Genomic DNA, 11575 nt, shown 5'->3' with positions numbered 1-11575 from the left:
GTACCGGGGTAGGGATTTTCGCATGGGATCGCTCACTCGCTGGGCCCGCGCCGAGTGGGGACCGCTGTACGGCACCCTGCGCGGGCCCCTGCGGAGACCGCGCCCGTGGGCGATGCCGATGACCACCGCGGCGGTGCTGCTGACCGCGCTGCTCCAGTTCGCGCAGAACCGGCCGTGGGGCTTCCGGCTGGTGCAGAGCCTCGGCGCGGTCCGGGCCGAGGACCCCCTGTGGCTGAGCCTGCTGCGCACCCCCCTGTCGCTGTTCGTGCCCGCCCTCGACCTGCCGGTGTGGGGTGCGCTGGCGCAGATCCTGCTGGTGTTCGGGATCGCCGAGCTGTGCCTGGGCTGGTGGCGCACGCTCGTCATCGCGTATCTCGCCACGCTCGCCGGGACCCTGTACGCGCGCCTCGGCATCACCCTCGGCGCGCACGCCCCGTTCGGGCTGCCGTGGACGGACGCGCAGGTGGTGGACACCGGCCCGTCGGCCGCCGTGGTGGGTCTCGCGGTGTTCGTGGCCTGGCGGCACGGCGCGTACGCCACGACGGGCGCGGTGACCGTGGCGATGGTCGCCGAGGTGCTGCTCAAGGAGAACCTGGCGGGCAAGGAGCATCTGGCCGCGCTGATGGCGGTGGGCTCGCTGTGCCTGGCGGTGGCGGTACGGCACCGCCCCTGCCGGCTGCTTCAGCGGCGGCCGCCGGGCAGCCGGGCCGGGCCCGGGTCGGGCCTGCCGCCGATCCAGTCCTGAACGGCGCGGCTGCGCGGGGTCCAGCGGCGGTCGTGGCGGTAGGCGCGCAGGGTGGCCCGGGCGCGGGCGCGGGGGCGGCGGCCGTAGAAGCGGCGGGCCCAGAAGGAGTCGGGGCGGGCCAGGCGGAGCGCGCCGACCAGCGCGACCAGCGGCACGATCGCGCCGAACACCGCGGTACGGGTCTTGCCCTTGCTCAGGGCGACCAGGGAGAGCACGAAGTTGGCGGCGATGTTGGCGATGACGGTGCCGCGGTCGGTGAGTTCCTCCTGGGTCAGGTCGTTGACGCCGAACGGCGCGAACCCGGCGAGCAGCAGCCCCACCAGGGCCGCGGTGAGCACCACGGCCTCGACGCTCTGGCGGCCCTCCTCGGTCCAGTAGACGTCCTGCAGATGCAGGATCAGCGCGAACTCGTCCAGGACCAGGCCCGCGCCGATCCCGAACACCACGGCGGCCAGCGCCCCGCCGGCGCCGTGCCGGTCGCTGGCGACCGCGCCGAAGCCGCCGACGACGGTGAGCACGACCCCGGGGACGACATGGTGGATGTGCAGCCCGCCCGCGCTGACATTGCGGAACGGACCCTTGCCTGCCCGGATCAGACGGGTGATCACCCGGGTGACGGCGAACGTCAGCACGAAGGCGGTGAGGGCGAGCAGCAGCGGAAGCTTGCCCGGCTCGATGATGTTCCGCACCCACCAGTGCCCCATGTGCGCACTTTATCCCCGGCGCCCGGCCGACGGCGGGCCCCGGGCCGCCGGATAACCTGCGCCGATGCGCACGTCCTCGCCGCCCTCTCCTCTCGACGGCCTCCGGTTCGCCTTCGGCACGCTCACCGTGCTGCCCGTACGGGTGCACCGCTGGGACCGCGGGGCCGCGCGCGGGGGCATGCTCGCCGCCGCCCTGGTGGGCCTGGTCGCCGGCGCCCTCTCGGTCGCCCTCGCACTGCTCCTGCTGCTCCTCGGCGCCGGCCCGCTGCTCGCCGCCGTCGGCTCGGTCGCCGTACCCGCCGTCCTCACCCGCGGACTGCATCTGGACGGGCTCGCCGACACCGCGGACGGGCTGGGCAGCGGCAAGCCGGCCGAGGAGGCGCTGCGCATCATGAAGCGGTCGGACATCGGCCCGTTCGGGGTGCTCACCCTCGTCCTGGCGCTGCTGGCCCAGGTGGCCGTGCTGGCGCAGTCGTACGACGACTCGTGGGCGCGCGGCGCCGCGGCGGCGGTGACCTCCGCGGTGACCGCCCGGCTCGCGCTCACCCTGGCCGCCCGCACCGGGGTGCCGGCCGCGCGGCCCGAGGGGCTCGGGGCGGCCGTCGCCGGAGTGGTGCCGGTGCCGGGCGCGCTCGCGCTCACCGTGCTGTGCGCCGCGGGCGCCGCCGCCTGGGGCGCCGAGTCCGGCCCGTACGGCGCCCTGCGTGCCGCGGCCGCCGTGCTGTTCGCGCTCGCCACCGCCGAACTCCTGCTGCGCCACTGCGTGCGCCGCTTCGGCGGGGTGACCGGGGACGTGTTCGGCGCGCTCGCGGAGACGGCCGCTACGGCGTCCCTCGTGGTGCTGGCCTTCGGCCACTGACGGAGCGGGCCGCAACTTCCTCGCGGGAGGGGGCACTTGACCACGAAAGGGAAGGTCACAGGGCCTGGCGCGGCGGGTGGTGGGGGTCGCCGCGCCATGTGGGGGTGAACACCGGGGGCATGAGCGCGGGGAGGCACGCGCGTACTCTCGTCCCGGGTGCCCGCCTCACAAGGCGGGGACCCCGGTTGCCACCTGCCCCCAGACCTGGACCTAGGGTCGGCTGTCGGGCCCGGTCGACCCACCCCAAGCAACTTCACATCGGAAGCGAGAATTCACCACCGTGACTGCTCTGACTCTCAGCACCGCCGCGGCGCCCGGCCTGCGGGCCGACGCGATCGTGATCGGTGTCGCCAAGGGCGCCAAGGGACCCGTCGTCGCGCCGGGCGCCGAGGCCGTGGACAAGGCGTACGACGGCAGCCTGGCCGGCGTCCTGGAGACCCTCGGCGCCTCGGGCGCGGAGGGCGAGCTGACGAAGCTGCCCGCCCCGGCGGGCTTCAAGGCCCCGCTCGTGGTGGCGGTGGGCCTGGGCGCGGAGCCGGACACCAAGGACGCGGCGGCCGGTTTCGACGCCGAGGTGCTGCGCAAGGCCGCGGGTACGGCGGCCCGGGCGCTGGCCGGCGCCAAGAAGGCCGCGCTCGCGCTGCCCGTGGACGGCCCCGGTGCCCTGGAGGCGATCGGCGAGGGCGTGCTCCTCGGCGCGTACTCCTTCGACTCCTACAAGGAGAACAACGGCAAGGCGAAGGGCGCCCGCGCCAAGAACAGCAAGGCCCCGCTGGGCGAGGCCGTGCTGCTCGGCGGCAAGCCGCGCGACGCCGCCCACAAGGGCGCCCTCACCCGCGCCCTCGCGGTCGGCGAGGAGCTGAACCGCGCCCGCGACCTGGTCAACACCCCGCCGAACGACCTCACCCCCGCGAGCTTCGCGGGCATCGTGCAGGCCGCGGCCAAGGAGCACGGCCTCAAGGTGCAGGTGCTCGACGAGAAGGCGCTGACCAAGGGCGGCTACGGCGGCATCCTCGGCGTCGGCGGCGGCTCGGCGGCGACCCCGCGCCTGGTGAAGATCGCGTACACGCACCCCAAGGCCGAGCGGAGCCTCGCCTTCGTCGGCAAGGGCATCACCTACGACTCGGGCGGCATCTCGCTGAAGCCGGCCGGTCACAACGAGACGATGAAGTGCGACATGGCGGGCGCCGCTGCGGTCTTCGCGGCCGTCGTCGCCGCGGCCCGGCTCGGCCTGGAGGCGAACGTCACCGGCTGGCTGGCGCTGGCCGAGAACATGCCGTCCGGTTCGGCGGTGCGCCCGGGTGACGTGCTGCGCATGTACAGCGGCAAGACGGTGGAGGTGCTCAACACCGACGCCGAGGGCCGGCTGGTGCTCGCCGACGCGCTGTGGGCCGCGTCGCAGGAGGAGCCGGACGCGATCGTGGACGTCGCGACGCTGACCGGCGCGATGATGGTGGCGCTGGGCAGCCGGACGCTGGGTGTCATCGCCAACGACGACGCGTTCCGCACCGCGGTGTACGAGGCGGCGGAGGAGACCGGCGAGCCGGCGTGGCCGATGCCGATGCCGGAGCACCTGACCAAGGGCCTGGAGTCCCAGGTCGCCGACATGACCAACGTCGGCGAGCGCTGGGGCGGCGGGCTGCTGGCCGGCCTCTTCCTGCGCGAGTTCGTGGGCGAGGGCATCGCCTGGGCGCACCTCGACATCGCGGGCCCGGCCTTCAACGAGGGCGCGCCCTTCGGGTACACGCCGAAGGGCGGCACCGGCACGGCGGTGCGGACGCTGGTCCGCCTCGTCGAGCTGACCGCCGCGGGTGAGCTGGGCTGACGCCCGTCCGACAGCTCGGACCGCACGGTCCGTATCGCGTCCTCAGGGGCGCGGGTGGCTGCTCACACGGCTCCCCGCGCCCCTGAGGCGTGCCCGGAGTGGGACGTCTCACACACCAGCCCGGCGTCTCGTCCGCCTCCAACAAGTGCAAAGATGGAGCCCGGCAGGACAGGGCCCCCACCGAAGGGCCGAAGCATCAAGCGGCCGGACACCAGCCGCCCGCCGGTCATCGGAGATCGGCGCAAGGCGCACATGCATGGAGGACGTGACGTGGCGAACGACGCCAGCACCGTTTTCGACCTAGTGATCCTCGGCGGTGGCAGCGGTGGTTACGCCGCGGCCCTGCGCGGGGCGCAGCTGGGTCTGGACGTCGCCCTGATCGAGAAGGACAAGGTCGGCGGCACCTGCCTGCACCGGGGTTGCATCCCCACCAAGGCCCTGCTGCACGCGGGCGAGATCGCCGACCAGGCCCGCGAGAGCGAGCAGTTCGGCGTCAAGGCCACCTTCGAGGGCATCGACGTCCCGGCCGTCCACAAGTACAAGGACGGCGTGATCGCCGGTCTGTACAAGGGCCTCCAGGGTCTGATCGCGTCCCGCAAGGTGACGTACATCGAGGGCGAGGGCCGGCTGTCCTCCCCCACCTCCGTCGATGTGAACGGTCAGCGCGTCCAGGGCCGTCACGTCCTGCTGGCGACCGGCTCCGTGCCGAAGTCGCTGCCGGGCCTGGAGATCGACGGCAACCGGATCATCTCCTCCGACCACGCCCTCGTCCTGGACCGCGTGCCCAAGTCCGCGATCATCCTGGGCGGCGGTGTCATCGGCGTCGAGTTCGCCTCCGCGTGGAAGTCCTTCGGCTCCGACGTGACCGTGATCGAGGGCCTCAAGCACCTCGTGCCGGTCGAGGACGAGAACTCCTCGAAGCTTCTTGAGCGCGCGTTCCGCAAGCGCGGCATCAAGTTCAACCTCGGCACCTTCTTCCAGAAGGCCGAGTACACCCAGGACGGCGTCAAGGTCACCCTCGCCGACGGCAAGGAGTTCGAGGCCGAGGTCCTCCTCGTCGCCGTCGGCCGCGGCCCGGTCTCCCAGGGCCTCGGCTACGAGGAGCAGGGTGTCGCCATGGACCGTGGCTACGTCCTGGTCGACGAGTACATGCGGACCAACGTCCCGACCATCTCCGCCGTCGGCGACCTGGTCCCGACCCTCCAGCTCGCGCACGTCGGCTTCGCCGAGGGCATCCTGGTGGCGGAGCGCCTGGCCGGTCTGAAGGCCGTCCCGATCGACTACGACGGTGTCCCGCGGGTGACGTACTGCCACCCCGAGGTCGCCTCCGTCGGCATCACCGAGGCCAAGGCCAAGGAGATCTACGGCGCGGACAAGGTCGTCGCTCTGAAGTACAACCTGGCGGGCAACGGCAAGAGCAAGATCCTGAACACCTCGGGCGAGATCAAGCTCGTCCAGGTGAAGGACGGTGCCGTGGTCGGCGTCCACATGGTGGGCGACCGCATGGGCGAGCAGGTCGGCGAGGCCCAGCTGATCTACAACTGGGAGGCGCTGCCGGCCGAGGTGGCCCAGCTCATCCACGCCCACCCGACGCAGAACGAGGCGATGGGCGAGGCCCACCTGGCCCTGGCCGGCAAGCCGCTGCACTCCCACGACTGAGCCCTCGGTCACGGGCGCGACGACACAGACTTCCGCAATTCGTAAGGAGCAACCGAAACCATGGCGGTTTCCGTAACCCTTCCGGCGCTCGGTGAGAGCGTCACCGAGGGCACCGTCACCCGCTGGCTGAAGGCCGAGGGTGAGCGCGTCGAGGCCGACGAGCCACTGCTCGAGGTCTCGACCGACAAGGTCGACACCGAGATCCCCTCGCCCGTCTCCGGCGTGCTGGCGTCCATCAAGGTCGCCGAGGACGAGACCGTCGAGGTCGGTGCCGAGCTGGCCCTGATCGACGACGGCAGCGGCGCCCCCGCCGCCGCCCCGGCCCCGGCCGCCGCCGAGGCTCCGGCCCCGGCCCCCGTGGCCGAGCCCGCCCCGGCGCCGGTCGCCGAGGCCCCCGCCGCGCCGGCTCCGGCCGCCCCGGCCGCCGCCCCCGCCGGTGGCGCCCAGGGCACCGACGTGGTGCTGCCCGCGCTCGGTGAGTCCGTCACCGAGGGCACCGTCACCCGCTGGCTGAAGTCGGTCGGCGACTCCGTCGAGGCCGACGAGCCGCTGCTCGAGGTCTCCACGGACAAGGTCGACACCGAGATCCCGGCGCCCACCTCCGGCGTGCTGCTGGAGATCGTGGTCGCCGAGGACGAGACCGCCGAGGTCGGCGCCAAGCTCGCCGTCATCGGCGCCCCCGGTGCCGCCCCGGCCGCCGCTCCGGCTCCGGAGGCCCCGGCCCCCGCCGCCGCCCCGGCCCCCACCGCTCCGGCTCCGGTCGCCGAGCCCACCCCGGCCGCCCCCGCGGCCCCGGCTCCCGCCGCTCCGGCTCCGGCCCCGGCCGCCCCGGCCGCCCCGGTGCAGCCCGCCGCCCCGGCCCCGGCCGCTCCGGCCCCGGCTCCGGTCACTCCGGCCACCGCGCCGACCTCCCCGACCGCCACCCAGGCGACGGACGAGGGCGCGTACGTGACCCCGCTGGTGCGCAAGCTCGCCGCCGAGAACGGCGTCGACCTGGCCGCCGTCAAGGGCACCGGCGTCGGCGGCCGTATCCGCAAGCAGGACGTCATCGCCGCCGCCGAGGCCGCGAAGGCCCCCGCCGCCGCTCCGGCTCCGGCCGCCGCGGCCGCCCCGGCCGCCAAGAAGGCCCCGGCGCTGGAGGTCTCCCCGCTGCGCGGCCAGACCGTCAAGATGCCTCGCATCCGCAAGGTCATCGGCGACAACATGGTCAAGGCGCTGCACGAGCAGGCCCAGCTGTCGTCGGTCGTCGAGGTCGACGTGACGCGGCTGATGCGGCTGCGCGGCCAGGCGAAGGACTCCTTCGCGGCCCGTGAGGGCGTCAAGCTCTCCCCGATGCCGTTCTTCGTCAAGGCCGCCGCGCAGGCGCTGAAGGCCCACCCGGTCATCAACGCCAAGATCAACGAGGCCGAGGGCACGATCACCTACTTCGACACCGAGAACGTCGGTATCGCGGTGGACTCCGAGAAGGGCCTGATGACCCCGGTCATCAAGCACGCCGGCGACCTCAACATCGCGGGCATCGCCAAGGCCACGGCGGAGCTGGCGGGCAAGGTCCGCGCCAACAAGATCACCCCGGACGAGCTGTCCGGCGGGACCTTCACCATCTCCAACACCGGTTCGCGCGGTGCCCTGTTCGACACGATCATCGTGCCGCCGGGCCAGGTCGCGATCCTCGGTATCGGTGCCACGGTCAAGCGTCCGGCCGTCATCGAGACCGAGGAGGGCACGGTCATCGGCGTCCGCGACATGACCTACCTGACCCTCTCCTACGACCACCGTCTGGTCGACGGCGCCGACGCGGCCCGTTACCTGACGGCGGTCAAGGCGATCCTGGAGGCCGGCGAGTTCGAGGTCGAGCTCGGCCTCTGACCACGATCGAGGCTTTTGGCCTGATCAAGCGGTACGACACCCCGTCCGGAACGTTCCGGGCGGGGTGTTCGTGTTTGTCGCCACGCCTCCCGTGTAAGCCTCGTCTCACCTGCACCGAAGCGCCCCCCGCGCACACTCCCGCCGGGCGAAGCCGCCGTATTGTCTAGATGTCAGCCCCCGGGAGGAGCCCTCATGACCGCGCCCGTAGTCCACTCGCTGCGCGAACAGATCCGCGAGCACATCGTGGAGGGGATCGTCAGCGGGCGCTGGCAGCCGGGTGAGCGCATCGTGGAGCGTCGTATCGCCACCGAGCTGGAGGTCAGCCAGACCCCGGTGCGCGAGGCGCTGCGGGAGCTGGAGACGCTGCGGCTGATCGAGTCCGCGCCGAACAAGGGCGTGCGGGTCCGCAATCTCACCGCGGCCGACCTGGAGGAGAGCTACCCGGTCAGGGCCGGTCTCGAGGCCATCGCGGCCGAGCTGGCCGCCGACCGCCTCTCCCTCGACTGCTCGGCCCTTGAACCCCATGTGCTGGCCCTGTACGAGGCCGACCGCGCCGCCGACGGCACCGCGCAGGTGCGGCACACCGTCGGCTTCCACCGCGAGCTCGTGCGCGCCGCCGACAACTCGGTGCTGCTGCACACCTGGGAGGGCCTCGGCATCGAGGTCTTCACCGCCCTGTCGATCCGCTGGCTGGGCACGGTGCAGCAGTCGTACGCCGAGGAGCACGAGGAACTGGTGCAGGCGTTCAAGCGCCGGGATCCGCGGATCGCGGAGCTCGTGAAGGCGCATGTCCTCGGCTGCGCCCCGCGCGCCTGAAGTCCGGCTGATTCTGATGTCTGTCTGGTTCTGATGTCTGCCTGATTCTGATGTCCGGCTGACGCGCTCTGACGTCCGGCTGACGCGCCACCACCCGAGCACACCCCCGCTCACCTGGGAAATCCCTGATCAAATACGGCACCGGGTGCCCAGTTCCAAGGCACCGGGTGCCGACTTTCTTGGAATCAAGAGGTTTTCCCGCTCAACCCTTTGATCGATCATCGATCAGGGAGTTACAGTCACCGACGGACTTCCACCCGAGGTCCTCTGCCCTGTCCTGCCAAAGACCAAGGGCACCCCCGAACCCTTACCGATGAGGGAACCCCCTTCGACTGAGGAAGGCGGCGACATGACCGACCCCAACGCCATCCAGCCGAGCGAGCTCGACCAGCTCCCGGACCGCGACCCTGAGGAGACCGCCGAATGGCGGGCCTCCCTGGACGCCGTGGCCAGGGAGGCAGGCCCGCATCGCGCCGCGTATCTGATGCGGCGCACGCTGGAGCGCGCCGAGGCGGGCGGCATCGCGCTGCCGAAGCTGCTGGAGACGGACTACGTCAACACCATCCCCACCTCCGCGGAGCCGGGCCTGCCCGGTGACCCGGAGATGGAGGCCCGGATCACCGCCTGGAACCGCTGGAACGCGGCCGCGATGGTCACCCGGGGCAGCAAGCACGGCGTCGGCGGCCACATCGCCACCTTCGCCTCCGCGGCCTGGCTCTACGAGACCGGCTTCAACCACTTCTTCAAGGGCAAGGAGTCCGGGGAAGCCGCCGGGTCCGGCGACCAGCTGTACATCCAGGGCCACGCCTCCCCCGGCATCTACGCCCGCGCCTTCCTGGACGGCCGCCTCAGCGAGGCGCAGCTGGACAACTTCCGCCAGGAGGCGGGCGGCGACGGTCTGCCGTCGTACCCGCACCCGCGCCGGCTGCCCTGGCTGTGGGAGTTCCCGACCGTCTCCATGGGCCTCGGCCCGCTGTCGGCGATCTACCAGGCGCGCTTCAACCGCTACCTGACCAACCGCGGCATCAAGGACGTCTCGTCCTCGCACGTATGGGCGTTCCTCGGCGACGGCGAGATGGACGAGCCGGAGTCCACGGCGGCCCTCGCGCTCGCCTCCCGCGAGGGTCTGGACAACCTGACCTTCGTCATCAACTGCAACCTGCAGCGCCTGGACGGCCCGGTCCGCGCCAACTTCAAGATCGTGCAGGAGCTGGAGGCCCAGTTCCGCGGCGCCGGCTGGAACGTCGTCAAGACGCTCTGGGGCACCGCCTGGGACGAGCTGTTCGCGCTCGACACCACGGGCGCGCTGGTCCGCCGGCTGCGCCAGGTGCCGGACGCGCAGGTGCAGACGTACCAGACCCGCGACGCCGCCTACATCCGCCAGGACTTCTTCGGCGCCGACCCGGCGCTGGCGGAGATGGCGAAGCTGCTCTCGGACGACAAGATCCTGGAGTGCTTCCACCTCTCCCGCGGCGGTCACGAGGCGCGCAAGGTCTACGCCGCGTACAAGGCGGCCGTCGAGCACAAGGGCGCGCCGACCGTGATCCTGGCCCAGACGGTCAAGGGCCACACCCTGGGCGAGGGCTTCGCGTCGAAGAACGCCAACCACCAGATGAAGAAGCTGACGGTGGACGAGTTCAAGACGATGCGGGACCTGCTCGGCCTGCCGATCAAGGACAGCGACTTCGCCGACGGCGTGGTGCCCTACGGCCACCCGGGCGCCGACTCCCCCGAGGTCCGCTACCTCCAGGAGCGCCGTGCGGCCCTCGGCGGCCCGGCCCCGGCCCGCCGTACGCACCCGCTCGCCCCGCTGCCCGCCCCGGCCGAGAAGGCGTTCGCCTCCTTCGACAAGGGTTCCGGCTCGCAGAACGTGGCGACCACGATGGCCTTCGTCCGCCTCGTCAAGGACCTGGTCCGCGACAAGGAGACCGGTAAGCGCTGGGTGCCGATCGTCCCGGACGAGGCGCGCACCTTCGGTATGGAGTCGCTGTTCCCGTCGCTCGGGATCTACTCCCCCAAGGGCCAGACGTACGAGCCGGTCGACCGCGACCAGCTGATGTACTACAAGGAGGCCAAGAACGGCCAGATCCTCAACGAGGGGATCACCGAGGCCGGTTCGATGGCCGACTTCATCGCCGCGTCCACCGCGTACGCGACGCACGGCGAGGCGATGATCCCGTTCTACATCTTCTACTCGATGTTCGGCTGGCAGCGCACCGCCGACCAGATGTGGCAGCTCGGCGACCAGCTCGGCCGCGGCTTCCTCGTCGGCGCCACGGCCGGCCGTACGACGCTGACGGGCGAAGGCCTCCAGCACGCCGACGGCCACTCGCCGGTGATCGCCGCGACCAACCCGGCCGCGCTGTCGTACGACCCGGCGTTCGCCTACGAGATCGCGGTGATCGTCCGCGAGGGTCTGCGCCGGATGTACGGCGAGGCGAAGCCGGGCGAGGACCAGAACGTCTTCTACTACCTCACCGTCTACAACGAGCCGCTGCCGCAGCCCGCCAAGCCCGGCGCCGCCGGTGTCGACGAGGGCATCGTCAAGGGCCTGTACCGCTTCAACACCGCGGAGTCCGCGGGCGTGACCGTCCCGGCCAACGCCCCGCGCATCCAGCTGCTGGGTTCCGGTACGGCGATCCACTGGACGCTTCAGGCGCAGCGCCTGCTGGCCGAGGAGTGGGGTGTCGCGGCCGATGTCTGGTCGGCGACGTCCTGGACCGAGCTGCGCCGCGACGCGCTGGAGGCCGACGCGGCCCTGCTGCGCGGCGAGGAGCGGGTGCCGTTCGTCCGCCGGGCGCTCCAGGGCGCCGAGGGCCCGGTCCTCGCGGTCTCCGACTACATGCGCCAGGTCCCGGACCAGATCGCGCAGTGGGTCGACCAGGACTGGTCCTCGCTCGGCACCGACGGCTTCGGCATCTCGGACACCCGTCCGGCCGCCCGCCGCCACTTCGGTGTGGACGCCGAGTCCATCGTGGTCGCCGCACTCGCCCAGCTCGCCAAGCGCGGCGAGGTCAGGGCGACGGCGGTGAAGGAGGCCCGGGAGAAGTACGGGCTGTAGTCTCCGCGGTTCCGAGAAGGGGTACGGCTGCTCGCCG

General features: G+C 72.3%; 8 protein-coding genes. 7 read left to right on the top strand and 1 reads right to left on the bottom strand.

From position 1 onward, the window contains the following. Positions 1-22: 22 nt before the first annotated feature. Positions 23-745, top strand: a complete 723-nt coding sequence (locus AB0N90_RS08550; RefSeq protein ID WP_365194100.1) for a hypothetical protein — start codon at positions 23-25, stop codon at positions 743-745. Here AB0N90_RS08550 and AB0N90_RS08545 read toward each other — a convergent pair. Beyond that, the gene (locus tag AB0N90_RS08545; protein ID WP_365194097.1) at positions 682-1449 is read right to left on the bottom strand and encodes a hypothetical protein; all 768 of its coding nucleotides are present in this window, start codon (positions 1447-1449) and stop codon (positions 682-684) included. The genes AB0N90_RS08550 and AB0N90_RS08545 overlap by 64 nt on opposite strands. A gap of 64 nt (positions 1450-1513) precedes the next feature. On the opposite strand from AB0N90_RS08545, the gene AB0N90_RS08540 reads away from it, so the two are divergent. The 6 genes from AB0N90_RS08540 to aceE all read left to right on the top strand — a co-directional run bounded on the left by AB0N90_RS08540 (position 1514) and on the right by aceE (position 11538). Then, positions 1514-2308, top strand: coding sequence for an adenosylcobinamide-GDP ribazoletransferase (locus AB0N90_RS08540; RefSeq protein ID WP_365194095.1), 795 nt, complete (start codon positions 1514-1516; stop codon positions 2306-2308). Between the two features lie 280 nt (positions 2309-2588). Further along, on the top strand, positions 2589-4133 hold the full coding sequence (locus tag AB0N90_RS08535; RefSeq protein ID WP_365194092.1) for a leucyl aminopeptidase: 1545 nt from the start codon (positions 2589-2591) through the stop codon (positions 4131-4133). A gap of 270 nt (positions 4134-4403) precedes the next feature. Next, positions 4404-5792: a dihydrolipoyl dehydrogenase gene (lpdA, locus tag AB0N90_RS08530; protein WP_365194090.1), complete on the top strand. Its 1389-nt coding sequence runs from the start codon at positions 4404-4406 to the stop codon at positions 5790-5792. Positions 5793-5852: 60 nt separating this feature from the next. Further along, entirely contained in the window at positions 5853-7661 is a 1809-nt protein-coding gene (gene sucB / locus AB0N90_RS08525) for a 2-oxoglutarate dehydrogenase, E2 component, dihydrolipoamide succinyltransferase (protein ID WP_365194087.1), read from the top strand. Positions 7662-7853: 192 nt separating this feature from the next. Then, the gene (locus AB0N90_RS08520) at positions 7854-8477 is read left to right on the top strand and encodes a GntR family transcriptional regulator (protein ID WP_037652910.1); all 624 of its coding nucleotides are present in this window, start codon (positions 7854-7856) and stop codon (positions 8475-8477) included. A 349-nt stretch (positions 8478-8826) separates the two neighbouring features. Continuing rightward, complete coding sequence (aceE, locus tag AB0N90_RS08515) at positions 8827-11538, top strand: pyruvate dehydrogenase (acetyl-transferring), homodimeric type (RefSeq protein ID WP_365194083.1); 2712 nt, start codon at positions 8827-8829, stop codon at positions 11536-11538. Positions 11539-11575: the final 37 nt, after the last annotated feature.

The organism is Streptomyces sp. NPDC093018, from assembly GCF_040684035.1.
Classification (GTDB): domain Bacteria; phylum Actinomycetota; class Actinomycetes; order Streptomycetales; family Streptomycetaceae; genus Streptomyces; species Streptomyces murinus.
This window is presented reverse-complemented; position numbering and strand designations above follow the sequence as displayed.

Excerpts from the sequence above, each read along its gene's own strand:
- AB0N90_RS08550 (WP_365194100.1), top strand. The coding sequence starts at position 23 with ATGGGATCGCTCACTCGCTGGGCCCGCGCCGAGTGGGGACCGCTGTAC.
- AB0N90_RS08545 (WP_365194097.1), bottom strand. The coding sequence starts at position 1,449 with ATGGGGCACTGGTGGGTGCGGAACATCATCGAGCCGGGCAAGCTTCCG.
- AB0N90_RS08540 (WP_365194095.1), top strand. The coding sequence starts at position 1,514 with ATGCGCACGTCCTCGCCGCCCTCTCCTCTCGACGGCCTCCGGTTCGCC.
- sucB (WP_365194087.1), top strand. The coding sequence starts at position 5,853 with ATGGCGGTTTCCGTAACCCTTCCGGCGCTCGGTGAGAGCGTCACCGAG.
- AB0N90_RS08520 (WP_037652910.1), top strand. The coding sequence starts at position 7,854 with ATGACCGCGCCCGTAGTCCACTCGCTGCGCGAACAGATCCGCGAGCAC.
- aceE (WP_365194083.1), top strand. The coding sequence starts at position 8,827 with ATGACCGACCCCAACGCCATCCAGCCGAGCGAGCTCGACCAGCTCCCG.